General features: G+C 60.0%; 20 protein-coding genes and 1 other RNA gene. 8 read left to right on the top strand and 13 right to left on the bottom strand.

Going from position 1 to position 26,005, the window contains the following annotated elements:
* Positions 1-29 precede the first annotated feature (29 nt).
* Both CRI94_RS01090 and CRI94_RS01085 read right to left on the bottom strand, forming a co-directional pair.
* Complete coding sequence (locus CRI94_RS01090) at positions 30-1,883, bottom strand: endonuclease (RefSeq protein WP_098073814.1); 1,854 nt, start codon at positions 1,881-1,883, stop codon at positions 30-32.
* A gap of 588 nt (positions 1,884-2,471) precedes the next feature.
* Positions 2,472-4,397, bottom strand: a complete 1,926-nt coding sequence (locus CRI94_RS01085; RefSeq protein ID WP_179862100.1) for a lamin tail domain-containing protein — start codon at positions 4,395-4,397, stop codon at positions 2,472-2,474.
* Positions 4,398-4,823: 426 nt separating this feature from the next.
* Here CRI94_RS01085 and CRI94_RS01080 point away from each other — a divergent pair, with 426 nt between their 5' ends.
* The 6 genes from CRI94_RS01080 to CRI94_RS01055 all read left to right on the top strand — a co-directional run bounded on the left by CRI94_RS01080 (position 4,824) and on the right by CRI94_RS01055 (position 14,231).
* Positions 4,824-5,504 (top strand): methyltransferase domain-containing protein, encoded by a 681-nt coding sequence (locus CRI94_RS01080; RefSeq protein ID WP_098073812.1) that lies wholly within the window; start codon positions 4,824-4,826, stop codon positions 5,502-5,504.
* Between the two features lie 537 nt (positions 5,505-6,041).
* Positions 6,042-7,121, top strand: a complete 1,080-nt coding sequence (locus CRI94_RS01075; protein WP_098073811.1) for a class I fructose-bisphosphate aldolase — start codon at positions 6,042-6,044, stop codon at positions 7,119-7,121.
* Between the two features lie 469 nt (positions 7,122-7,590).
* The gene (locus CRI94_RS01070) at positions 7,591-9,357 is read left to right on the top strand and encodes an ATP-binding protein (protein WP_098074280.1); all 1,767 of its coding nucleotides are present in this window, start codon (positions 7,591-7,593) and stop codon (positions 9,355-9,357) included.
* 185 nt (positions 9,358-9,542) lie between these two features.
* Positions 9,543-11,330 (top strand): amidohydrolase family protein, encoded by a 1,788-nt coding sequence (locus CRI94_RS01065; protein WP_098073810.1) that lies wholly within the window; start codon positions 9,543-9,545, stop codon positions 11,328-11,330.
* 101 nt (positions 11,331-11,431) lie between these two features.
* On the top strand, positions 11,432-12,847 hold the full coding sequence (locus CRI94_RS01060; protein ID WP_245846020.1) for an amidohydrolase family protein: 1,416 nt from the start codon (positions 11,432-11,434) through the stop codon (positions 12,845-12,847).
* 55 nt (positions 12,848-12,902) lie between these two features.
* A complete protein-coding gene (locus CRI94_RS01055; protein WP_098073809.1) occupies positions 12,903-14,231 on the top strand; it encodes an amidohydrolase family protein in 1,329 nt (442 codons plus the stop codon).
* Positions 14,232-14,354: 123 nt separating this feature from the next.
* Here the strand turns inward: CRI94_RS01055 and CRI94_RS01050 are convergent, their stop codons facing one another.
* Positions 14,355-15,488 carry a type III polyketide synthase gene (locus tag CRI94_RS01050; protein ID WP_098073808.1) on the bottom strand — a complete coding sequence of 378 codons (1,134 nt, stop codon included), beginning with the start codon at positions 15,486-15,488 and terminating at the stop codon, positions 14,355-14,357.
* 128 nt (positions 15,489-15,616) lie between these two features.
* Positions 15,617-16,492: a nucleoside triphosphate pyrophosphohydrolase gene (mazG, locus tag CRI94_RS01045; RefSeq protein WP_098073807.1), complete on the bottom strand. Its 876-nt coding sequence runs from the start codon at positions 16,490-16,492 to the stop codon at positions 15,617-15,619.
* 374 nt (positions 16,493-16,866) lie between these two features.
* Here mazG and ssrA point away from each other — a divergent pair.
* Positions 16,867-17,234, top strand: a transfer-messenger RNA (tmRNA) gene (gene ssrA / locus CRI94_RS01040).
* Between the two features lie 101 nt (positions 17,235-17,335).
* Here ssrA and CRI94_RS01035 read toward each other — a convergent pair.
* Together CRI94_RS01035 and CRI94_RS01025 are read right to left on the bottom strand one after the other, a co-directional pair.
* The gene (locus CRI94_RS01035) at positions 17,336-17,743 is read right to left on the bottom strand and encodes a nuclear transport factor 2 family protein (protein ID WP_098073806.1); all 408 of its coding nucleotides are present in this window, start codon (positions 17,741-17,743) and stop codon (positions 17,336-17,338) included.
* A 601-nt stretch (positions 17,744-18,344) separates the two neighbouring features.
* Entirely contained in the window at positions 18,345-18,719 is a 375-nt protein-coding gene (locus tag CRI94_RS01025) for a VOC family protein (RefSeq protein ID WP_098073804.1), read from the bottom strand.
* Positions 18,720-19,489: 770 nt separating this feature from the next.
* Here CRI94_RS01025 and CRI94_RS01020 point away from each other — a divergent pair.
* Positions 19,490-20,965, top strand: a complete 1,476-nt coding sequence (locus CRI94_RS01020) for a nitronate monooxygenase (protein WP_143815257.1) — start codon at positions 19,490-19,492, stop codon at positions 20,963-20,965.
* 142 nt (positions 20,966-21,107) lie between these two features.
* On the opposite strand, the gene CRI94_RS01015 is transcribed toward CRI94_RS01020, so the two are convergent.
* From CRI94_RS01015 to CRI94_RS00985, 7 genes are all read right to left on the bottom strand, one after another.
* Positions 21,108-21,515, bottom strand: coding sequence for a hypothetical protein (locus CRI94_RS01015; RefSeq protein ID WP_098073802.1), 408 nt, complete (start codon positions 21,513-21,515; stop codon positions 21,108-21,110).
* A 10-nt stretch (positions 21,516-21,525) separates the two neighbouring features.
* The gene (locus tag CRI94_RS01010) at positions 21,526-21,939 is read right to left on the bottom strand and encodes a hypothetical protein (RefSeq protein WP_098073801.1); all 414 of its coding nucleotides are present in this window, start codon (positions 21,937-21,939) and stop codon (positions 21,526-21,528) included.
* Positions 21,940-21,973: 34 nt separating this feature from the next.
* Entirely contained in the window at positions 21,974-23,158 is a 1,185-nt protein-coding gene (locus CRI94_RS01005) for a hypothetical protein (RefSeq protein ID WP_218919335.1), read from the bottom strand.
* A gap of 41 nt (positions 23,159-23,199) precedes the next feature.
* Positions 23,200-23,556: a ferredoxin FdxA gene (gene fdxA / locus CRI94_RS01000; protein WP_098073800.1), complete on the bottom strand. Its 357-nt coding sequence runs from the start codon at positions 23,554-23,556 to the stop codon at positions 23,200-23,202.
* Positions 23,557-24,124: 568 nt separating this feature from the next.
* A complete protein-coding gene (locus tag CRI94_RS00995) occupies positions 24,125-24,535 on the bottom strand; it encodes a group III truncated hemoglobin (protein WP_098073799.1) in 411 nt (136 codons plus the stop codon).
* A gap of 98 nt (positions 24,536-24,633) precedes the next feature.
* Positions 24,634-24,951: a metal-sulfur cluster assembly factor gene (locus CRI94_RS00990; RefSeq protein WP_098073798.1), complete on the bottom strand. Its 318-nt coding sequence runs from the start codon at positions 24,949-24,951 to the stop codon at positions 24,634-24,636.
* Positions 24,952-25,019: 68 nt separating this feature from the next.
* Complete coding sequence (locus tag CRI94_RS00985; RefSeq protein WP_143815256.1) at positions 25,020-25,721, bottom strand: hypothetical protein; 702 nt, start codon at positions 25,719-25,721, stop codon at positions 25,020-25,022.
* Positions 25,722-26,005 lie beyond the last annotated feature (284 nt).

Raw genomic sequence — 26,005 nt, 5'->3', positions numbered from 1 at the left:
GGTTGGTGGGTCGATCCGGCGCACTCATACTACCGAACGACCGGCACGCGCATCGTTTCCATCAGCCCTCCACCGGTAACGCGAACAAAGTAAGAACCACTTGCGAGTCCCTTCGCATCCAGCTTCACATTCACCCTGCTCCCTTCCTGCGCGGTGCCGCGGTGCAGCGTCCGGACGCGCCGCCCCATGATGTCGAACATCTCAACGGTAACGGGTCCCGTGGCCGTGGGTCGAACGACGACCGCTGCGGTTTGCCCGGCGCGCATTGGACTCGGCCCCTCCAGTTGAACCGCCTCCGAGCCCGCAACCGACACCTCGACCGGAGCCGTGAGCGTGGCCGTGCCGTCGAGGTCAACCTGTCGGAGGCGAATGCTGTGCGTGCCCGCATCGAGCCCTGTCAGTTGCACGTTGTAGCGCTGCATCTCCGTCGTCGTGCCGGCGCCGTTGACCGAGGCGACGGCGCGGTATCTTTCTATGCCCGGCGCCCGGTGCAGCACGTCGAACCCGGCATTATTGGTTTCCGTGAGCGTTGCCCACTCGACGGACGCAGCATCCATCCCGTCTGGTCGGACCCGCATCCATGCAAGTTCGACAGGGATGGGGTTGGCTGCCTGCAGAAGAACATTGTCGACCTGCCACGTTCCGTAGTCACTGGCCGTTTGGACGAAGTGGAAGGCAATGTGGCCGGTCCCCTGAATCGAGGACAAATCCACGATGCCCGACCCCGTCGGCGCAGATGCGTAGTACTCTCCCTGATGCGAACTGAGCGTCACATTGAGCTCGGTCCACGTGGCGGATGACGGATTGCCGGAGCCGTCGTAATCGGTCGAGATCCGGACTGAAAGAGCATCTCCCGACCGGTAGCCGGCAACGGTGTCGAAGGAGAATTGCTCGTCTTCCTGAGCATCGAAGTCGATTTCCGGCATGATGAGCCAGTCGTCGTGCGAGCCAGAACCCTGGAACTCCGTGATCTCGGCGAAGTGGTCGCCGTTATGCTCATCGACAATCCAGTCGTTGCTTCCCCCGTCGCTGACGGTTTCCCAGGCCGCGTCGAACTGCGTGCTTTCGAAGTCCTCGTCGATCAATGTGATTAGATTCGGATCGGAGCCGCCGTCCCCACTGTACAGCCGGTCTGCGAGCGTTTCGTCAAGGACGAACGGGTTTTCGTTGCCCTGGTGACTGGCTATAGCTGCGCTTCGATCCAACTCCACCTGCGTCACCGGGTCGTTTGTGTGCCACGTCAGCAGCACGTCTTTCATGCCGTCGAAGAACGAGCCGTTAGCCTCCTGCCGGTGAATTGTGTAGAAGTAAAATACAGCACGAGCGATATCGCCTTTGACCGACTCGCGCGGCTCCCACACGCCGCTACCGCGTTCGCTGTACAGATCAATATTCTGCGGTGACGGCTGCGCCGACGTAATCGTCGTCAGATAATACCAGTCGTTCGTCTGCGAATCCGGACTCTCTCCAAAGGGAAGACTGCCGCGATCGCTGTTGGCCTGTACGAGGGTCGGACGCAGATTGTGCATGTCCCCTTTCTGCGGACTTCCGCTGGCCCCCTGCGACTGCGGGTAGACATGCTCCGCGTTAATGTCTTTGTCATAAGCATCCTGTGACGGATCCTGCCCGGGATCAAGCTGGATGGTGTAGCCCGTGTAGAATCCCTCCAGCTCGTTTCCGTCCGAATCGATCGTGCCATAGAGGATGTCGCGGGCCGGACCGTAGCCCTGCGGACTGGTCATCGAATACCCAGATTGAACGCACGTCAGTAAGGTCAACCCGGTTTGCCCGTCGCACACGGTTGTCTGTGCGAGCGCGTCCGATGCGCCGGAAATCGGAATGATCGTGAGGAGAGCGACACACCAGGCGACAAAACGCTTCATCGGAACGGGGGTTGGTTGAGGGGGCCACTTCGTTCATAATAGGCCTGAAACGTTCCAATCTCGTAATGTACGTTCGTCATTTTCGATGAACAATTGTTTGTGAGGTTCGGGGTTTGGGGTGTGAGGTCTGGGGGGACGCGGGTTTATGGATTTGGGATTGGGCATTGCGGAGTTATTGGCGTCGGTCAGGCGTTGAGTCGTTAGACGTTGGGGCGTTGACAACCCGTTTGGCGGATGGTCGCGAAAACGTAAGCGCGGTCGTTCATGTCTATTCGCAGACCGGAGGGGGTCTTTTCGCAATCACGCAGAAGACACAGTGCGTGTGATCAACCGAGCCTTGTATTGCGCGCACAGCAAGGACCGACCAACGGGAGGTCCGTACCTTTGAATCGACGAAGGCTCTCCGCCGTGCGGGCTCTGAATTCTGAACCGTGAGCTAAAAAAAGCGGGACCGATCCGGAGACCGATCCCGCGCGTGACTCACGATGAAAGCCCGTGAGCCTGAACCATACGTTCGTGACGCTAGCGCACGATACTTCGTCGCCTAGCGTACAACAATGCGTCGCTTAGCGCACGACAATGCGTCGCCTAGCGCACGACAGACAGCCGCTCGGTCGCAGACACCGTTTCACCGATGACGCGCACGAAGTACACACCGCTGGTGAAGGACGACAGATCGAGCGACTTGTTCAGCGTGCTACTGCCCGAGATCGGTCCGTTGTACACGGTGGCCACCTTCTGGCCGAGCAGGTTGTAAACCGCGACATCGACCTGCTGCGTGCTTTCGACCTGGACAAAGACGCCGACACGGTCCCCCGGCGTAGCCGGATTTGGGCCGGTGAGCGAAACGGGGTCACCTGTGACCTGCACCGTAATCGGGGAATGGATCGTCTCTTCTCCATCCACATCCACCTGCATCAGGCGGAAGGTATGCGTTCCAGGCTGCGTCGAGTTCAGAATGAAACGGTAATCCGACGCCTGATTGGTCGTGCCATTTCCTTCGACGAAGCCAACGCCGGAGAACGAAGACGCGCTCGGCGCCTTGTGCTGAATCTCGAAACCGGCGTTTTTCGTCTCCGAGAGGGTCTTCCACGTCAGCGCGATGCTCGATCCGGTGAACTGACCATCGAACGCCGCGAGTTCGACCGGGAGCGCCGATCCGTCCAGTGTGCGACCGGGCGAGAACAACGCGCCCCCCGAACCGGATGCAGTAGAATGCTGCACAAACGAACCGGTGAAGTCTGGTTCGCGCGTCAACGATTCATCGTTTCCGCCCTCGCTCCCGTAAGACGCTGTACCAACGGTTCCTCCGCCGGCGTTGACCAACGTGACTGTATCGCCGCTGTTGTTGAAGCCGAGCATCCCGCTAGATGCGGTCTGCACAACACCCGGAATGGAGGCAGATGGCGATCCTCCACCAAATACGACCACAGCCGTTTCCGCAGGCAGCGTCGTTCCTGTTGGGAACGTATGCCGATCACCGTATCCATCTTGGATTACATACCCGCTAAGGTCGACGCTCTCTGTTCCAGAGTTATAGATCTCGACGAACTCATCCTCCGAGCCGTCGCGTGTGCCATCGCCGTTGGCATCACCAGCGGCATCCGGTGCAGGATCAGCTAGAATCTCGTTGATCACGAGCACGGCATCGTTATCCGTGATCGTGAGACTGAAATTTTCTGCACTGGCGAACGCACCGCTCGCGTTCTCAAGCGAGAATATGGCGACCTCGTCGCCTTCCACCTCGGAGTCGTCCGTGACATTCACTGTGATCGATTGCGTGTCGCCGTTACTTGCGGATGCGGGAAATGAAACCGTCTGCGCCGTGTAGACATCGAGGTCGGCGGCTTCCGCACCGCCGAGACCACTCAAGGCCACATCTGCACTTACCCCTGATCCGTTTACGTTCTGAATCTCCACGGTAATCGTTGTGGACCCGCCGTCCTCCGAAATCGTGCCTGTCTCATTCACAAAGCTGAGAACGGGTTGCGTAGAGGATCCCTCTACGACAATGTCATCGAGTTGCCATGTGCCCTGACCGCTTGTTTCGTCGAAATGCCAGGCCAGGTATGCCGTGCCAGAGAAGGACGAAAGGTCGATCGTGCCAGATGACTCCTGTGAACTAAATCCGTTGGCATTGCTAGGGTAGTTAGCCGAGAGTGGGGTCCATGTGGCCGACGCCGGATCAGAATTAACGCTCGGTTGGTAGTCCGTTGATATCACGACCTCGAGTGCCTGACCACTGCTGTATCCAACAGCCGTTGCAAATTCGAGCGTCTCACCCGTAAAGTTATCTAGGTTGATCTCTGGAGAAATCAACCAGTCGTCGTGCGTGCCATCTCCTTGATACTCGGTCATCTCGGCAAACTGGTTGCCGCTATATGAGTCCACGACCCAGTTATTCGAACCGCTGGCATCGAATGTCGTCCAGCCTGCTGCTGTGCCAAGCCCTTGTTCAAAATCGTTGGCGACAATCGTCGTTTGTGCCAACGCCGATGACGGCAGGGCGATCATGATTAAGAATGCGAAAACGTATAATAGCGAACTTCTCATGCGCCTTGTCTAGTTTATGAACCGGAGTGAAATCGCTTCTTTTGGCAGCCCCTAGCAAAGAGGGTGATTTAACTCAAATCGATATCGCCCACGTTGTCAGCTCAACGATAAACTTCGGAGGGAACCCCTCAATCGCGGCAGCGCCAAGTGCTGAATTTACAATCGTACGCGAATAGACTAAGGGAAATTTTTTTAAACCGATAGTCTACCAGATCACTTTCAGGTTATCCTCCCGTTAACGTCAACCGCTCGATCTACCACCTTCGTGCATTACGCCACACAGGAAAAGTATAGGGGCAGCTTGCCGGTCTCCAATCACACACCGCTCATGCAGCCATCGCCTTCTCCATTCCCGACCTACGCAAGCGCATCCATGCCGACGAGATCATGGATGACTTTTCCATCACCGACGAGCGACTGGAGGGCGCCCTGCGCGACCTTCGCTGGACGAACCGTCTCCTGGGCGGCTATGCTGCGACTCGGCGCACCCTGCGCCCGCTGCTACAGAATCACTCGCGGCTTCGGGTCCTAGACATCGGGACCGGCGGCGGCGACAGCCTCGTCGACCTCATTCGCTTCGGACACTCGCAGGCCTGCCGGCTGGAGGTGGTGGGAATCGACCTGAATGCCGGTGCCGTCGAGTACGCTCGCGGCCATCTCGACCGGACGCTCAGCCCACGGATGCGGACTCGAGTGGATGTCCGCGTGGGCGACGCGCTGAATTTGGACATGCCGGACGATCACTTCGACGTCGCAATCGCCTCGCTTTTCCTCCATCACTTCGAGGCCGACGACGCCGCGACGCTGTTGCGCGAAATGGACCGTGTCGCCCGTCACGGTATCATCATCAACGACCTGCACAGGCACATGCTCGCTTACCTCGGCGTGCTCACCCTGAGCCGACTGCTCCCGGCATCATCGATGTACCGTCACGATGCCCCGCTTAGCGTACGCCGCGGCTTCCGAGCCGACGAACTCCGCTCCATCGCCCTGGCAGCCGGCCTCTCCTCTCCCGACATCCGGTGGCACTGGGCCTTCCGATGGACGCTGTCAACGTTGACACGTTAGAACGTTCGACGTTAAAACGTTGGGACGCTGAGACGTTGTGGCGTTGAATCGTTAGAACGTCGAGCGTTAGCTACCGGACACTTTCACTGGTACCCACGTCACGTCCACATTCCCCGGCGCGGCTGCTCCGACATGGACGGGAGTATGTGGGTATGGGAGTGTGAGAGTGCGTCATTTCTCGACGATAACGCCTCGTTTCCGAGACGTGTGGGGCTGACGCGGTCCGTTTCTCGACGTCGCACGGAACCATTCCGTGGTGGAACCAAACTGTCCGGTACCTAACCGTGAACCTTGAACTCTGAACGCTGAACCCTGAACGTTGACTCTGAACTTGAAATCAACAAAGATGCGCCGAACCGCTATGATTTGGGTGTGGAGACCCAACCATCTGTTTCGTACCTTACCCGACGCAGCCGGATGGGCGTCACCTTTTACTTGAAAATCAGAACCGTACGGACGCCCCGGATCCGGTGGGCGGCTCTTCCCCGTCGCAACGTCCGAACTTCTTCGTTCACCCTGTAATTAGGACAGGTAACTATGGCTGAAGCAACCATCTCTCGCATCGCCGACATGCTCGGTGATGAGGCCCAAGATCTTCTCGAGCACGAGTGCAAAGTATCAAAGGATCAGCTCCATCTACCGGGATCGGACTTCGTCGACCGCGTCTGGCGGGACTCAGACCGTAATCCGCGCGTCCTGCGAAACATGCAGGCGCTCTTCGATGCGGGCCGACTGGGCGGCAGCGGCTACCTCTCCATCCTTCCGGTCGACCAGGGCATCGAGCACACGGGTGGCAACTCGTTTGCGCCGAACCCGGCCTACTTCGATCCGAAGAACATCGTCGAACTCGCCATCGAGGGCGGATGCAACGGCGTGGCTTCCACCTTTGGCGTCCTCGGCTCTGTGGCGCGCAAATACGCCCACAAGATTCCCTTCATCCTGAAGCTCAATCACAACGAGCTGCTGTCGTATCCAAACCAGTACGACCAGGTGCCCTTCACGCGCATTGAAGACGCGTACAACATGGGCTGCGTCGGTGTTGGCGCAACCGTTTACTGGGGATCGGAAGAATCGCGTCGCCAACTGCAGGAAATCTCGGAGATGTTCTCCTATGCTCACGAGCTCGGGATGGTGACCATCCTCTGGTGCTACGTGCGCAACTCCGACTTCACGATCGACGGCACGAACTACGAAGCCTCGGCCGACCTGACCGGACAGGCCAACCACCTCGGTGTCACGATCGAAGCCGATATTATCAAGGCGAAGCAGCCGACGGTGAACTACGGCTTCAAGAAGATGCGCGAAGAGAGAGACGGCTCGTACGCAAAGCTCGACGAGCGCATCTACTCGGACCTCATGACCGATCACCCGATCGACATGACGCGCTACCAGGTCGTCAACTGCTACATGGGACGCTGCGGCCTGATCAACTCGGGCGGTTCTTCCGGTGAGAACGATCTGCACCAGGCGGTCCGCACGGCTGTGATCAACAAGCGCGCCGGCGGAATGGGCCTCATCTCCGGACGCAAAGCCTTCCAGAAACCGATGGAAGACGGCGTCGAACTGCTCAACGCCATCCAGGACGTGTACCTCGACGATGAGATTACCGTCGCGTAGGCAATCACACCACGTTCTACTGCAGATCGCGGCCTGCCCCATTTCGGGGCGGGCCGCTTTTTTGTATACCGATCCTGTTCTATGTTGTCGGTGTCGTGGTATCAACGTCACCGGAAGCGGCGGCCCTGTTTTCCCGGCCCGGCGCTCCTTCGATCGCAACGTGGATTCGCCTGCGCAAACCGTAACGATCAACGAGGGCCTCGCGTACTCATTTACGGAATCCGCGCCCCCGTCTCGGCGTACGGCTACAGCACCTCCATTCTCCAGCCCCGCTTACCCCATGTCTGAGTCCGACCGTCCGTTCTCCAACTCCCCCAACGGCTCTACCCCCGACGACTCAAGGCCGACGCCATCGGACGCCGATGCGTCGAACAATCCTGCATCGAACACACCGTCACCAAAACGAGACGGCGGCGACGGATCGGGCGACGCGTCGCAGGCTTCGTTCGAGGAAGCGACCGAGTCGGTTATGAGCGCGACGTCCGAACAAGAGGTCACCGACGCGCTGCAGCCCTTCATCGGCCACTACCCAAACTGGGCGCAGGAACTGGCGCGGAAGTACTTCACGAAAACGGTCGCCGAGTTCATCCTGCATGGCGACGTTCGCGATCTCGTCCCGACGAAGGATCGCGACGGCAACACGACATACGTCGGTTTGCACTCCTTCCTGGTGGATGATCTATTCGCCGCACGGGATGCGGTCCTGTTCTACGATCGCAGCGCCGGCATTCACTTCGCCGACGACGCATCACGGGCCGACTTCAGCCGGGCCGTGTCGGGATATGATTCGATCTTTGGGACCGACTACCAGAACAAGCTGCCGAAGGAGCCCAGCCAGGTCTTCCAGCTCCTCGAAAACTACCTGCGGCTCCGACTGTCGGACGGCAAGCGCATCGCTCTTGTAATCGACTACGCGGAGACGATCGCCCCGATGGCGGAGGCCTCGATGTACTCCGCCGAGGACCGGCGCGCGCTGGTCTTTCTGCAGAAATGGTCGCGCGACCCGCTGTTCGTCGAGAACGATCTCACGATCTGCCTCATCACAGAAAATCTCACGGATCTGAATCAGCAGCTCGTTCAGAGCCCGCATACGGCGGAGATTCACGTCCCGATTCCCGACGAGGACGACAGAAAGCGGTTCATCGACACGTCGCTCGTCGGCTCGCGGTCGACGTTCGACGCGCACTCGGACGTGAGCCCGTCGAATCTCGCTCAAAACACGGCCGGATTGAACTACACGCAGCTCCGCTCGATCGTCGCGGATGTGCTGGAAAACAAAAACCGGCTCACCTTTGAGACGCTTTCAGAGCTCAAAAAGGAGTTCATCGAGGCCGAAGCGTATGGACTACTCGAGTTTATCGAAACCGACTACTCGCTGGACCTCGTCGCGGGCCACAACGAAGCGAAACAGCATTTACGTCAGGCCGCCCGCGCCCTTCGTGCCGGTCGCCCCGACGTGATGCCGATGGGATACCTTATCAGCGGTCCCGTCGGCTGCGGAAAAACGTTCTTGATCACGTGCTTTGCCGGCGAGATCGGGATTCCGATGGTCAAGCTCAAGAACTTTCGGTCCCAGTGGCAGGGCGTGACCGAGGGCAACCTGGAGAAGATCCTGAATCTGTTGTCAGCGATGACGCCGGTTGCGGTCATGATTGACGAGGCCGACGCTGCGCTCGGTGATCGCGACGCGTCCGGCGACTCCGGTGTGAGTCAGCGGGTCTTCTCGCAGATCGTGTCCTTCATGAGCAACCCGAAAAATCGCGGCCGCGTGATCTTCTTCCTCGTCACCGCCCGCCCGGACCTGATGCCGGTCGACCTCAAGCGCCAGGGACGCGCCGAGGAGCACATTGCCCTTTTCTACCCGAACACGCGCGCGGACCGCGAGGAGCTTCTCCAGGTCATGATGCGACGGACCAACGTGGATCTCCCCATGGAGGACGTCCCGGAAGAACTGCTCGACGGCGATAGAACGTACAGCGGCGCCGACATGGAAGCGATTCTCACCCGTGCTTCCTTTCGTGCCGCCGGCCGCGAGGATGGCACCGTCACAGCCGACATCCTTGCCGAGACCGTCCGCGACTTCATTCCGCCCACGTACCCGACCGAGATCGAGCTCCAGAAGCTCGCCGCCGTCCTCGAATGCACGAGTCGCGACCTGCTTCCGACGAAGTATCGCGACATGGATCGGGCGGAGGTCGTTCGCCGCGTTAAGGAGCTGCAGCACGAGATCGGCTAGATCCAGCGCATCATACGAACCGACAACAGCGTCTTTTGCTAGCTCCGGATTGCCCCGACAACCTGCTGGTTTTACCAGCGGCGAATGGGCGTTACGAACGGTGACTGTGAATTCGATAATGTCGCGTCCGTGCGGTACCATGGACCATCCACTCGTCCCCGTCTGTCTTGCACCCAACGTTCTGCATGACGCCATCTCCCCTGCTCCCTTCCCCGGCCCGGGCTGACCGGGGCCTTCTATCGGTGATTCTCAGCCTTCTCCTCTTTGCGATCGTGCTCGCATGGCCGCCCGGTCAGGCGCTCGCACAGGAGGACGTCCCGTCGGTTACGCAGACCGTCGCCATCACAAATGCTCGCGTCGTCCAGGCGCCCGGCGACGTGATCGACCGCGCAACCGTCATCATCCGCGACGGACTGATTGAAGCCGTTGGTGACGTTGACCCGCCATTCGACGCGCGCATTATCGAAGGCGATTCGCTGACCGTTTACGCCGGCTTCATCGACGGACTCTCCCACGCCGGTGTCGACACGCCTGACGATCGGGAAGACGTGGAAGAAGGCTCTTACGCCGAGTCTGGAATCCAGCCGCAGCGCGACATCCGTCCAATGCTCGATCCGGACAAGGTCGACGATCTCCGCGAAGCTGGATTCGGTCTCGCCCACGTCGCCCCGGAGGGATACATGCTTCCCGGACACGGCGGCCTGATCTTTCTCGCAGGCGATAACCCGGACGAGATGATCCTCGCCGATCGGGCCTCCCTCTTCGCTCAGATGAAAGGCGCTCCGGGCGGATGGCCGAACGTCGTCGCGCCGAGTACGCCAATGGCCGTCATCGCACAGATGCGCGATCTCGTTCGCGAGACGCGTCGCCGTCAGATGCTCGCGGAAGCATACGAAGACGATCCGCGTGGACGCAATCGTCCGCCATCGGATGCCGTCCACTCGGCGTTTGTCCCCGTCCTCAACGGACAGTTCCCCGTGGCGTTTTACGCGGAAAATGCGCTCGACACGCACCGCATCCTCGCCATGGCCGACGAACTCGACCTGCCGATCATGATGGCCGGCCTCGGCGATGCCTTCGAAACCGTAGACGCCCTCGAGGAAGCCAATGTCCCCCTTTTCCTCACGCTCAAGTTGCCCGAGCCAGCGGACGGTGTCGAACCCGATACGTCCGACGCCGATACGACCCGCGCGGATGCACCGGGCCACGCGGTTACACCCGATGATCCGTCGAGCTTCTTCAAAACGGATCTTCGGATCACGTCGGAAGATGACCTCGAATCCGAAGAGCAGGTGCTAAAGGCGCGGCAGCAGTCGATCCTGAAACAGTACCGGAGCAACGCGGCCACGCTGCACGATGCCGGTCTCCAGTTCGGCTTTACGACGATCGATGCAAAACCGGGCGACATCCGCGACAACCTGAGGGTGATGATCGAGCACGGGTTGCCCGAAGACGTTGCTCTTGCCGCGCTCACGACGAACGCGGCCTCCCTCCTCGGCCTCAGCGATCAGCTCGGCACGGTGGAATCCGGGAAGATTGCGAATCTTGTCGTGACGGATGGCGATTTCTTCTCCGAGGACACGTCCATTCAATACGTCTTCGTTGACGGGAAACGGTTTCCGTACACCTCGGATGAGTCGGAAGCAGAAGTAACCGGCTCCGTCGAAGCCCTCGTCGGCACCTGGAAATACGAACTGGAAACGCCCCAGGGCACGACCACAGGCGAGATTGTGCTGGAAGGTGACGAAGACAACCTTTCTGGTACGATTTCCGGTGCAGAAGGCGACGAGACGACCGATCTGGAGAACATTTCGTTCGACGGAACGACGCTTTCGTTCGACCTCAATGCTGAAAATGCAGGTCAACTGTCGGTCACGGTCGATGTGGAAGGCGATCAGTTCGAAGGGTCGGTGAGTGGAGCGTTTGGCTCCTTCCCGATTACCGGAAGCCGGACATCGCCCGACGGCCGGTAATGCCCTCTCGCCTTCTCCACGACGTTGACCCTGCCGATATGCACATCTCCCCTGCTGCACCCACGCCTGCCCGATTTTTCTCTGGCCTGACCTGCTCTCTCATGTACGACGTATCCGCACGGGCCCGTGCTATGTTAGCGGTCCTCCTGACCACCTTTTTCCTGGGCTCTCCTGCTCACGCGCAGTCCGATAAGCTTCGCGCAAACGCTCCCGACGACTGGCTCATCACCAACGCGACAGTGATCACGGTGACGGGCGAAACGCTCGAAAATACCGACATCCTCGTTCGTGACGGCACCATCGACGAGATCGGCTCCGACCTCTCCGCTCCCGGCGGTACCGAGACGTACGACGCCTCGGGCATGTTCGTGATGCCCGGCATCATCGACGCGCACTCTCACATCGCCGTCTCCAGCGTAAACGAGGCCACCGCGCCGGTCACGGCCGAGGTCGGTGTCGGAGACGTGATCAATCCGTACGACGTCAATCTCTACCGGGCACTCGCCGGTGGCGTCACCACCAGCCACCTGATGCACGGTTCGGCGAACGTGATCGGCGGTCGCAACGAGACCATCAAGCACCGCTACGGTCAAACCGACCCAGACGCGCTTCGAATGGACGGTGCGCCACGCACAATAAAATTTGCACTTGGCGAAAATCCCACGCGTGTGCACGGCGAAGGCAACGATGTGGTACCCAGAACACGCATGGGCGTGGAACGCGTCATTCGCGATGCTCTGACCAAGGCGCGTCGCTACGCAGCGGAGAAAGAAGCGTACGAGAACGGCGATGCCCCGGCCCCGCCGCCGCACAGCGAGAAAATGGAAGTTCTCGCAGATATCCTCGCCGGTGAGGTTCTCGTACAGTGCCACTCCTACCGGGCGGACGAGATTCTCATGCTCATGCAGGTCTTCGATGACTTCGGCGTCGAGAACTTCACGTTCCACCACGTGAACGAGGGCTTCAAGGTTGCGCCCGAGCTGGCCAAGCACAACGCCGGCGCCTCCGTCTTCAGCGACTGGTGGGCCTACAAGTTTGAGGTCTACTACTCCACCGCGTACAACGCGGCGATTCTGACGGACAACGGCGTCACGACCTCCATCAACTCCGACTCCCCCGAGTTGAACCGTCACCTGTACCACGAAGCCGCGAAGGCACAGAAGTACGGCGGACTCACGGATCAGGAGGCGCTTTCTCTCATCACGATTAACCCGGCCAAGCAGCTTGGCATCGACGACCGCGTCGGGTCCATCGAGGTGGGCAAGGACGCCGATCTCGCTATCTTCGACGCGCACCCGCTCTCCGTTTACGCCGTCGCCCAGCGGACGTACGTCGACGGCGTCGTGCGCTTCGACCGCGAGAACGATCCCGACGACATGCGCCTGCGCCTCGACCCGGAAGCCTCCGTTGAGAGCGCGTTCGACTGGTCCGAAACCGGTACGCGCCACGGCCGCTGCCTGCAGGACGTGGGCCGCTACAGCAGCCAGGGAACGACCTTCTGGCAATCCGGACGCTGATCCCTCGGCCCCACTCCCTTCCTTCCGCCTGCCGCACGACTTGACTGCACCTGCGATGCCTATCCGCTTCTTTAGCTATCTGCTCCTGCTCTTTTTCATTGCTGGCCCGGTAGCCGATGCTGCCCACGGCCAGAAACGGCCCGGCCGCCAGGGCACGTACGCGCTCACCAACGCGCGCATCGTCCCCGTGACCTCTTCCGCCATCGAAAACGGAACGGTTCTCGTCCGCTCCGACACGATCGCCGCCCTCGGCACCGATGTCACCGTACCATCCGATGCCGAAGTGATCGACGCGTCCGGTCTGACCGTCTATCCCGGCCTGTTCGACGGCGGGACGCGGCTCGGTCTCGTGGAGGTCGGCTCCCTCGATGAAACGAGGGACTTTTCCGAGATCGGCGAACTCACTCCGCAGATGAAGGCCCTGACCGCCGTCAACCCGAACTCCGTCAACATTCCCGTGACCCGAGTCAACGGCGTCACGACGGTGCTCACCGCCCCGACGGGCGGGCTCTTCCCCGGCACCGCTGCGCTGATCGACCTTCATGGCTACACGCCGTCGCAGATGCACCAGAGCGGCGTCGAACTCATCGTGCTCGACTTCCCCTCCACCGGCCGACGCGGACGCTGGGACCAGCGCTCCAACGAGGAAATCGAGAAGGCGGCCAAGAAAGCGATGGACAAGCTGAATGAGACGTGGGACGAGGCGGAGCTGTACGCCCGCATCGACTCCGCCCGCGCAGCCACCGACCGGTCCACGCAGGACATGGAATACGTGCCGGCGATGAACGCACTCGCTGGTGTCGTGAAGGGCGACATGCCGCTCCTCGTTCGCGCCAGCAAAGCCGCGGATATCGAAGCCGCACTCGAATGGGCCGACGAGCGCGGCTTGACAGACCAGATCGTGCTGAGCGGAGCAGCCGAAGGGTGGCGCGTGGCCGAGAAGATTGCCGACGCCAACGTGCCCGTCATCGCGGGCCCGGTGCTGTCCGTTCCGACGCGCGACTCCGACCGCTACGACAAGCCCTACCGCAACGCCGCGCTTCTCCACGACGCGGGTGTACAGGTCGCACTGCGGACGGGAGACGCCGAGAATGTCCGGAATCTCCCCTTCCACGCAGGCTTCGCCGCGGCCTACGGCATGAGCAAGGATGACGCGCTTGCGGCCATAACAATCGAACCGGCCCGCATCTTCGGCGTGGACGATCGCCTCGGCTCGCTCGAAGTCGGCAAGCAGGCCAATCTCTTCGTCACGGACGGCGACCCGTTCGAGACGAAGACGAAGGTGCGCCACCTGTTCATTCAGGGCTACAAGATCCCGATGGAAAGCCGCCACACGAAGCTCTACAACGAGTTCCTGAACCGGAATCCGGGAGTTCAAGAATGACACTCCGCGAAAACGGATACAGAAAAGCCCTGCTCTGACCATTACGGTTGGAGCGGGGCTTTTTCGTTGGGTACGTTGGTGCGTTAAAACGTTAAAACGTTCAAACGTTATAACGTAAAAAGGTTAACACCATTTAAACAGCGCCCCTTCGATCGTGAGGCCGGGGCCGAAGGCCATTGCCACGCCGTGGTCGTTTGAGGGAGGCGCGCCGTCGCCGGCGATCTGCTGTTGTCTCTGCTCCAGGATGCGTTTCAATACAAACAGAATGGTCGGCGAGCTCATGTTGCCGTGCTGGCGAAGCACCTCCAGGCTGTCTTCGACATCGGCGTCCTCCAGACCGAGCACCGACTGCGCCTTCTCGACAATGGCTCGTCCGCCGGGGTGGATCGCCCAGAAGTCGATCTCATCGGCTGATAGGTCGTGGCGCCCGAGCAGGTCGTCCACGTAATCGGGGAGGTGTTTGGCGATGACCTTCGGGACGCGGGAGGAGAGGCCCATCTGAAATCCCGTGTCGCCGATGTCCCAGGTCATGTCCCCCATCGAGTCGTCGTCCAGGCGGCAGGCGTTGTCGATGTACGCAAGGCGTCCGGCAGCATCCGACTCGTCCCGGGCGGACATCACGACGCCCGCGGCTCCATCGGAGAACAGCGAGTTCACCACGACCGACTCCAGCGAGTCCTCGATCTGGAAATGAAGGGTGCAGAGCTCGGCGCAAACGATGAGGACGCGTGCGTTCGGGTCCGACTGACAGAAAGCGTGGGCCGTGCGTAGCGCGTTGAACGCGGCATAGCATCCCATGAACCCGATGAACGTCCGCTGCGTGGAGGGGCGCAGATTCAGGCGCTTGACGAGCTCAATGTCGAGACCCGGTGCAAAGAACCCCGTGCAGCTCACCGCAATCACGTGCGTGATGTCCCTGGGGGCCGAGTCCGACGCCTCGATCGCTCGTCGCCCGACGTCCTCCGCCATCGGGATGACCGCTTTCCGGTACCAATCATTTCTCTCCCCGGTCGACGGCGCCGGTTCGAGCGCCCAGTTCTGCGGAAAGAACTCAAACTGGTCCGGGGATGTCGCGCCCCAGTCTGGGATGCATGTGTGCCGGTAGTCGATCGCCGACCGTTCGTACACCATCGGCAGACGATTCCGCAGCGGGTCGGAAAAGCCGTCGAGCTGCTTCATCATGGCAGCCGCGTCGGATTGGGGCTTTCGGAGCGGGGGATGCCCCGTACGGATTGCATCTATGGTCGTGACGGCCATGTTGGAGCGGCGTTCAAAAGAAGATGGAGAAACAGAATGCTGCCGTCGACTCAGGCCTGATGCCCGGTCTCGCAGTACATTTTAGGGTGCTCGATAGAGATGCTTCATCGCTCTTCGTCGTCTGACATTTAACCGTTCTCTTCGCCGTTCTTTGCCTCGTTCCAGAGCGCATCGGCCTCGGCCAGCGTTACCTCCTCAAGCGTGCGACCCGTTTTGCGGAGGCGCTGCTCGATGTAGCGGACGCGGCGACTGAACTTGTCGTTGGTGCTTCGCAGAGCCGTTTCGGGATTCACGTCGGCGTAGCGAGCGTAGTTGACCAAAGCGAACAGGACATCGCCGAACTCATCTTCTCGCTCAGCCTCATCGCCCGAGTCGACAGCCTCACGGAATTCCTCGATCTCCTCCTCCACTTTCTCCCAGGCGTCATCGGCGTCCGGGAAGTCGAAGCCAACCCCGGCCGCTTTTTCCTGCATACGGAGAGCCTGGAGGAGCGCCGGCAGGTGACGGGGCACGCCATCGAGCACCGACGACGGTTCGTCCTCTCCCTCCTCATCACGCTCCTGCTGCTTGATCTGCTCCCACGTGGACATGACCTCATCGGCGTCGCCAGCTGCGGCATCACCGAACACGTGCGGATGGCGTCGCACCAGCTTCTCCGTTTCGGCCTGAATCACGTCCTGGATCGTAAACCCGCCGTTTTCCTCCGAGATGCGGCTGTGAAACAGGACGTGAAGGAAAACATCGCCGAGCTCTTTTTTCAGCTCGTCTGAATCCCCCGAGTCGATGGCATCGACGACTTCGTACGCTTCCTCAATCAGGAGATGCTTCACCGACTCGTGGGTTTGCTCGCGGTCCCACGGGCAATCGCGGCGGAGTTGCTTCACAATCGCAGCGAAATCAGCGTACGTCTCGAGCCGATCTTTCGACTCGGCGAACTCATCGTCGTAGATTTTCTCGGACGGATCGAAGGCGGGCGCGGACGCGCCGTTCGAAGGCGTGGACATGCAGCCAGGGTTTTATGCTTCGGGCGTGAACACAATTGATACTCGCGACAACGGCACGGGTACCAGGCAGACCGCCAAAATGCGTGAAGTCGTAAGAAAAGACAAGCCCTTGGGGTCGCCGATGCTCACGATCCGGTGATCTCTGTAGCCAGACGCCTGCCGGGCCGCAGTCCCGGGACGTGTTATAGACGGTCATCTCCAGCTTTCACTGCTTCTGAATGGTGTCCGCGATTCAGGCGCCCCGTGGCCCCCAGGACAGCCCTTGAGACCGGAACACACAGGGTACACACGTGTCTAATATGATGCGAACAGGGGAAACACCCGGGTGGCCCTCACAGCCGCCGGAGTGTGCCTGTTCACGCTCTTTCACTTATGGGGATGACACGGCTTCGACGGGTAGTAAACGTGCTGCGGACTGTCCTGCCGAGCTTCCTAATATGCTCGTAAATCTCGTTAGGAACATGTAACTGCGGACGATTATTCGTACGCGATGGCGGCGTAAACGCCCCATCTGTCTCTAGAGGGCTTCGGCCTATGAGCCGCTAGAGACATCGATTAGTAGGTCTAGTCATCTGTTGCTCCGGCTGAGCGATTAGATGGCAAAATTTGATCAGCCTTGGCATCTGGCTGGCTTCGACACTGGGCTGGAGCCAGACGCGACATGAAAAACAGTGACTATGCAGGTAGATGTTCGACAAGTGCGGCTACTCGGACCCGGGTTCGACTCCCGGCATCTCCACCAATAACAAAAGCCCCGCAAACCATCTGGTATGCGGGGCTTTTTCTATGCTCTTATACTTCTTGTCTACTTCTATCTCCCGAGCCGGTCACCGAATCGAGCCACTATGCGCGCTTCGGCTGGGCTTGCTTTTCAGCCATCCGTTGCTGCATTTCTGCCGGCACGAAGTAGAAGAATGACTCGCGCACGATCTGATCGCCTTCCCATTCTTGGACCGCAATCTCACGAAACGGCATTCGCTCCCCGTGCATCGTGACGTCGGTGAAGCTCTGTACCATCGTGACTCCCTCCTCTTCATTCGACGTTACGTGCTCGGTCGCCCCACCGTGCATTTCCTCTACGGAGGCCAGCCACTCTTCGATCGCCTTCCGCTGTGCGTCTTTGCCGTGTCGTTCCTGGCCGTCGGCCTCCACTACGACGACATCGTCGCGATAGTATCGTTCGAATGCTTCCATTATTTTGCCCTCTGCCATCTGGGCATAGAGATCCTTCGCTCGCTCGAGATAGGTCATGGCCTCTGTTGACGTATGGTTGATTTGGGCGACACGTAAGCACGTGACAGTAGAGGCATACGCCTGATTCTGGATTTATCTGGCACACTCGAATGTTGCGTATCCCTTCGAATACCGAGATTGTCCATCTGGGTCCGTGTCAGCAAAAGAAGAGATCGGGCCGGTATCGCAGTGACACCAAATGGCTCGTTCGAATGTCAGAAAAGCGCACCCCTTATGTAAATCCACGTCCGAGGTCGGCCTGCGATCATACGATTTGGCGACACCGACGAAAGATGGCCTAACGGTTTCGCTCCGCGGAAAGCGTCCCCAGAGGAGAATCGATGAGCATGACCACGGTGATACTTCGGCACATACGGGACGCGCCCGCACACCGCTCGATAACGGCACTGCGAACGTTGATGTTTATGAGGGCGACGTCAGCGTGCCGCTTTCCTGCATGAACGGATGTCAGCTCGAGATCGACGGTCTCTTCGCTCCCGCGGTCCTGCGACAGAGGTCCCACTCGACGTGCTGCAGAATACATCGTGCCCTCTAGCGCAGTAATTTGTTTCGGCTCCCCGTGTTGGCGTGTCTGAAGTGGGGTCTCGCGCGTAGGCGATTATTCCTGATCGGGAAGCTGGAAGTGTGGATTCTCGATCACCCCGAGGACGTTTCCGAATGGATCAAGCACGGTCGCCGTCTTAACGCCATCGCCCACATCCTGGATTGGATCGTGCTCGGTCGCCCCTAACTCAACGAGACGCTCCACCGCCGCCTCAATGTCCGGCACGCCCCAGTACGTCAGCGTGCCGCCGGCGCCCGGACTGTTTCGCTCGTCCGCCGGCAGAAGCCCCAGCTCAAATCCGCCGACATCGAATCCAACGTAGAAGGGTTCGTCGAAGTATGGCTCGGCACCGAGAGCCTCGGCATACCATGCTTTCGCGCGGTCGAGATCGTCAACAACGTAGATGGTCGTACGCAGTCCCTGAAACATGGTAGAGTCGGTTGAGGCCGAAGACTGTTGAGCGAGAGCGAGGGAGCTAGATAGTACAAGAGCAAGCGCAACGAGAACGAGGGTTCTCATAGGACGAGAGGTCATGATGGCGATGAGTACCGAAGACGGGACAGTTTTTAATGCACAACCCGGAATCCATCCAGGGTAGCGCGGAGTGATCGAGACGATCCAGCGGGCCACGTCACGTAATTATAGCAGTGAATTTCCGGGATCGCCAGCAGTGGAACGACGCAGAAGCATTGCCTCCTTCTTCGTCTGAAGCGGCACGCCTTCCGCGTTTCTACATTACTACTGAATGAGCCACACCCTCCAATGCGTGTCGTCAACCGTCTTTACGACTGCCACAAAACCGTTTCGGTACGCGGTAGGCCTCCGAAGCTAGTCTGCATTTCCCGCTAAAAGGCTGCGCGCAATTGAGCGTGACCACCGCACGGTGTGGATCTTCTCCTGTCTTACGCCTCCGTCCAATTGGTACCCTGCTGGCGGTAAAGCCGGCATCCTGTACGGAACTAAATCCCACCTTGCTAATTCGGATAACGTACTACTCATTACTTTGCAAGACTGGTTTGGTGCTTCAGAGAGTGTCCGACACGAAACCATTTAAGAAGAAACTGGCACGTACTTAACCGAGCATGCTGAATCAATTCTCCGCCGTCGCCTGACGCCCCTCGACCACCGGCGCCCCGGGATCGCGCTGCACAACACCCGACGACACGACATTCCATCCTACACTAACCACCTGACCTTCTGTGGACTCTTCTGATTCCCTCCTCCGAGCGAATGCACCGAACATCATCCAGGGCGGCATGGGGGTTAGCGTCTCCAGCTGGCGCCTCGCCCGCCGCGTCGCTCAACTGGGCGAAATCGGCGTCATCTCGGGCACGGCGATCGACACGGTCGTGGTGCGCGAGCTACAGGACGGCGACCCGCATGACCGACGCTCGGTCCTCCGGTCCTACCCCGACCAGGAGATCGTCGATTACATCATCGACCGGTTCTACATCGAAGGCGGGAAAGCAGATGACGAGCCGTACCGCCTCCTTCCCATTCACCGCTACAAGCCGAAGGTTCGTTCCCAGCGGATTCTGAGTGCGGCGACCTTCAGCGAGGTACTATTGGCGAAGCAGGGCCACGACGGTGTGATCGGGATGAACCTTCTCGGCAAGCTCAAGCGCTACACGCTGGCCTGCTGCTATGGAGCGATGCTGGCGGATGTCGATGCGGTCTTTATAGGCGCGGGCATCCCGACGGAGGAGGCACAGCAACTCCCGAAACTCGCCGCGGGCGAATCGGCACGCCTCCGCCTCGATGTGGACACGGCGCAAGCCCCCGATGACGTGGACGGCCCGTTCTACTATGAACTCGATCCAGCCGACATCCTCTCGAATCCGCCCCAGCTGGACGCCCCTGAGTTTTATCCAATCGTCTCCTCGGACCTTCTGGCGCGCATCCTCGACAAGAAGATCCCCGATGGGCTCATCCACGGCTGGATCATCGAGGGCCCCATCGCGGGCGGACACAACGCGCCACCGCGAAACAAGAACACGGATGAGGACGGCCACCCGGTGTACGACGAGCGGGATATCGCGAATCTCGATCAGGTCGCAGCTCTGGGCTATCCCTTCTATCTCGCAGGCGGCTGGGGCACGCCCGAGAAGCTGCAAGAAGCCCTCGACCGCGGCGCAGCGGGCGTACAGGTTGGCTCTCTTTTCTCCCTGACGGAGGAATCGGGGTACCCGACCGACTACACACGCCGCCTGATCCGCGCCCTCCACTCGGGCAAAGCCGCCATTCGCACCGATGGGCGCACCTCTCCGACCGGGTTCCCGTTCAAGGTGGTCGAACTCGACGGCACGCTCGCTGTGCCCGAGATCTATGAGGAGCGCACTCGCATCTGCGATCTTGGCTACCTGCGAACGCCGTACGTCGATGCGAAGGGACGCCTCCAGGGCCGCTGCCCCGGTGAGCCGGTCGACGATTACGTGCGCAAAGGGGGCGATGCTGCCGACACGGAAGGTCGGAGTTGCCTCTGCAACGCGCTCACCGCGAACATCGGGCAGGCACAGATTCAGAAGAAATCGGGCAAGGAGCTTTCCCTCTTCACCGGAGGCGACGCCCTCGTGGATCTCCCCCTCGGTTCAGTCGATGAACCACACTACACGGCGAAGGACGTAATCGACTATCTCTACGCCGGGGTCGCTCAGCCCGCAGCCGCAGCCTCCTAAGGGCAGCACACGTTTTCGGCATCGAGAGGGCGTTCCTGCTCCTCCCACCGCAACGCACTTACATCGTTGCGCGGGAAGGTGCGGGAACGCCCTTTACGTTTCTAGACACGGAAACTCGCGCCAACGTAGACCGAACCGGACGTCACGAATGGTCACGCGACGGTAGCGCACGAACCCGCGGCCAGAGCACCCATGCGACGAAGCCGCCGGCAATGATCTCCGCGAGGCGGCCGAGGCCATGGGCCAGGTCCAGTTCAACGAGTGCGCCCGCGATAACGAGGAGAACGCCCCCGTTCAGCAGGCCCAGGGCGGTCCAGAGACGCCAGTCGCGGGATACGCCACGCGAAAATGGCAGAATCCAGATGGCCACGCCGATAGCGAGTTGCACGATCCAGCCGAGCATAACGACCTCGACGTGAAACGTCCGGACCGGGCCGATCGATGGCAGCGGCAGCCCGCCGAGCACGGCGAGTTGCCATGCGCCCGCGGTGAACCCAAAGAAGCAGTGCAGGAGAGCGGCACGTACGAACCAGATGCTGATGCGTGGCATGGGCGGCTGACTATTTCTTGCGTACGCGTATCCAGAGATGTCCCACGAAGCAACAGCCGGCAATCCACTGCAATGCCGCCGACAGCCCCAGGCCCCATGCTTCCATGACGGAGCTCGTCTCAGCCGGCTCAAGGACGACCCGAAGAAGCAATCCACCGTTCAGAGCCACGTACCCGACCCAGACGACGGTTTCCTTCCATGCCTCCATGCCGGATCGCGGGCGGGGAAACAGCCAGTAGGCGACACCAAAAATGAGCTGGGTGATCCACCCGACGGTGATGAGGTGAAGCTGTGGCAGCCACCACACGCCGGGATTCCCCGGCACCCATCCGGCGCCCTGTGCGGAGCGCACCCCTGCGAGGATCAATCCCAGGAGCAGATGCAGGAGGGCGGTTTTGATGAGCCATCGGGCTTTCGTGGGCATCGAAATCTGTTGTCGTGAAGAGGCACAACGAAGATCACCGCGTCGTCGCCGAGAGGTCGAGGTCCGGTATCTCGTCGGATTGCCTCTCCGTAGACGTCTCATTCAGATCGAGGGACGGCATCGGTCCTCCTCCGATCGGATGCTCATCTCCCCGGATGACGCTGTAAACGGTCACATCCAGAAAGAGAACAATGGCTGCGGCATTTCCCCATCCGCCCCATGCACGCAAAGGAAGATGAAGAGTCAGGTCGCCCGCCGCACGCAGGGTGAGTGCCACATGAAGCAGCACGACGTGCCCGTAAAACAGTGGTCGGTACGGGATCGACACGCCCAGAACGGACGGAAAGATAATGGGGGCGTGACCGAAGATCATACTGAAGACGAAGCCGACGAAGACGGCGTGGAATGCGATGTCGTAGACAGGCCCCGCGCCGGGATTACCGTAGACCATCATGAGTGCACCACCGACGGCGAGCCAGGCATATCCGGTCAGCAGGCACACTGCAATGAAGCGAGTCAGCCCCCTGCCCCGCACCGTGCGCCGCGCGATGTCGTAGATCGCGAGCCAGGCCGCGAGTGCGATCAGCATCAAGCCGACCGTGCGGAGTCCGATATCGGGCCAGGACAGTGTCGCGACCATTCCGATCCCGAGGCCTCCCACGATGCCGAAGAACACCTTTTCGACGTACTCGGCGTAGAATAGCATTCGGCTCAACTCCAGACGTTCGCCCGCGATGGTGAGCACGAGAAAGCCCATCCACCACGGCACGAGATCAGATATCGGCCATCCGGCGAGCCAGAGGCCATTCCCAACCGCCCAGGCGACCGCGCCGCCAGCCATCACGAACGCGAATCCAGAAGCCTGAATCGAGAGCACCACGCCAAACAGTACGACCAGACCTGCGCTCCCCAGCAGGATGAGTAGCGGTCCGATCATTCCGAGTTGACCGGATAGGAGGACCATGCCTCCCACTCCGACGAGAGCAGGCACGACGTACGCCCATGCTCGATCCAGAGCAACCGTACGTTCGAGACTGATGAGCGTGCCGAGGAAGCCACAGACCATCAGCGGTCCATGCGCCATGGGCAGGTTCGTTTGCAGGATCGGCCCAGCCCACCCAAGTCGGAGAAGCCCCGCCCAGAGTCCGCTGAGAAGGGCCACCATCCCCATCGCCATCAGGGCGAAGCGGATGCCCGTCTGCGTGCTCTCTCGATCCATCCCTGACGTTCCTCGATTATCCTATGTGCCGGACGTGACGGTCAACCAGATGCCTCGACATCCCATGTGAGAATGTCATCTTCGGATTTCTCGCGGTCCTCCCACTCAAGTGCGTCGGGCAGGGGCTCCTTCTTCTCCGTCAGGTTGCAGCCCATATCGCGCCACTGGTTGGCCAGGTACTCGTTCCACTCCGTGTAGTGGCTCCATTCCTCGGGCACCTCATCGTCCGGGTAGATGGCCTCCGTCGGGCAGACCGGCACGCAGGCATTGCAGTCGATGCACTCGTCCGGCTGGATGGCGAGCATGTTCGGCCCCTCGTAGAAACAGTCGACCGGACAGACCTCGACGCAATCGGTGTACTTGCAGTTGATGCAGGGTTCGGTGACGACGTAAGGCATTGCTATGGGGTTTGGGGTGTGAGGGATGGGGTGTGAGTACTTTTCCTGAACATGGCTATCACTACACCACGACACGATCGACTGCCATTGTAGTCGATCGTGGTGTAGCTTCTCGGCACCACGGATTTCGCATTCGGAATCAGTAAAGGTGTCATATTCACAATGGCTTGCTGTCGATTTTCGCGGCCTTTCGCGGTGCGCCGCCCGGATGGACGCGGACGACACGCGTCCCAAACACTACATAGGATGTCGCATGGCAAGGTGGCTCGGAAGGGCAAATGCTCACTGTCTAAGACCTCGAAGCGAGCACCTGATCTTACAAGCACCAGAATTTTCAGAGAGGTCGAGTTTGAGCATTTGAGCGCGTCGGGAGTGAACATCAGGCGCAGCGCGACACGCCGCGTGATCTTTTTGGGTTGCTTTTTGGATCAAGCCAAAAAGCAACAGACTACTTGAACCGAAGCCGGGCAATCTGCTGAAAGAATTCGTCGGTAGAAGTCTGCAAGACCTTAAAATGTCACTGACATTATTAGATTCACGTATTGCCAATGTAACCTACTTTACCGAACTAGGACGTACGCTGCTGAAATCGGCGAGCCACATCCGTCTCGTCAAGGACACCGAGCTTCGACTGGAAAATGGTCGCAATCTGGCGGGCGCGTTGCTTCATTCGATCTGCGTTGGTCCCCGCGAATCGTGCGTCGACGGTTGTCTCGAAGCGATCGAGCCAGCGCCGGAAGTGTCGACCCTCGAGGCCGTCGAGGGCGGCGTGCGCCTCAAACGGCTGGCCGCGATAGGTCGCGGACTGGAAAACGACGGACGTCCAGAAATCAACAAGCTTAGGCACGTGCGACTCCAGGTCGATATCGGCGAAATACGAGCCGAGGACCGGATCATCGGCGATGTCCCGGTAGAAGGCGTCGACGATCGAGTGGACGTCGTTGCGCGATTGAATGTCAGTGGGTGCGTCGTCGCGCATGGGGTTTCAGGTCTGCGTGTTGAGCGGAATAGGTGGGCCGGAGGGGCGCGATGTTCGGGCGTCGGAAATTCGGTGGATCGGGGTGCGGCCAGCAGGATTCACACGGAGTGACGGGGGCGACGGAACCTACCCCGACGCACGCTCGGATCCATCATCTCGGGCGTCCACGGGGGCTGCCAGACGGTGTCGATATGCACGCGATCGATGCCGCCGACCTGCCCCATCACGTGCCGGATGTTCTTCTTGATGTAGCTGCTCAAGGGGCAGGCCGGCGTCGTCAGTGTCAGCGTGATCGTCAGGTCGCCGTCGTCAAAGTTGAGGTTGTAGATCAGTCCGAGGTCGACGATGTTGATTCCGAGCTCTGGGTCATCGACGTGGCGGAGGCAATCGGCAATTTGCTTTCGGACGGGCTTCATGTGTTCGGGGAATTTCTACGGTACGGGTCCCACCGATTCATCAGAGGCCATACCGCCTCGGTGTTCGGTTACGCGGCTGTGCAGCATCGCCAGTTCGACGCGTGCATCGGGGTCGTGCGTGCGTCCTCCTGGTCTGTCGTAGCGGAGGGCACCAGCGCGATTGTCCCCGAATATCCCTCACCTTCACGGGTTTGCCTTCGAGCAAGCATTCGCATCACCACATCAACATGGCTCGCCCGCGTTGATCGTACCAGCACCTCCGGGTCGGTGTTGAGCAGGCGGACATGCGCCAAATAAGGCAGCGTGACCTCCAGTACCCGGTCAAAGTCCTCGCTGTCGCATGCTCCAGGCCCGATCTCCCAACATGTGTGTGCGTCGTAGTCTCGAGCCCAGGAGACTGCCTCCACAACGTCTGCGAGGCTGGTGCCGTGAGTGATCGCGACGCGTACACCGGCAAACACCTCATCCACCGGCCGCTGCACGACGAGTCCAGCGCGGAGCACGTGGGCGTACTGCTGCCAGTACAGGAACTGGGCATCGGATGCGTTTGGCGGCAGCATCAACCACCGGGGCCGGGCCGAGCTTTTCTTGGAAGACATCCCCTCGAGACCCGAAAGAAACGTCGCTCCCGGCTCTGCCCCCGTGGGTCGTACCAACGGATCATCCGGGATCACGAGTTCAATGCCCTGCGGGCGGCTCCGCTTCGCCACGCGGTCAAGGTCTTCCATCGAACGTTGCGGAGACGGTGTGCTACTCAGAAGAAGCTCCATGGGCTCAGGCAATATTGGGGCTGACTCTTGCCGGCCAAAGGTCGTGGTCATCCCCTTCGATCCGGCACGTTCCACCATCAAATCACTCAACCTCCTACTCGACAGCATGACGGGAAACGTCTTTCCTGGCGATTCCGACCATGCGCGTCTACGGATTCCGGAATGCGTCGAATCGTCCCGAGCGGATTGGAGAAGGTGCTGGACAACTCTTACGTCATGCATCCTAGATAATGGCCACTCCGTTTTCAAGTTTGATTAGCCAATTAACGTTTTATTATTAAATA

The organism is Longibacter salinarum, from assembly GCF_002554795.1.
In the GTDB taxonomy this organism is placed as follows: Bacteria; Bacteroidota; Rhodothermia; order Rhodothermales; family Salinibacteraceae; genus Longibacter; species Longibacter salinarum.
The sequence above is the reverse complement of the archived record's forward strand: the minus strand, read 5'-3'. Positions and strand labels throughout refer to the sequence as shown.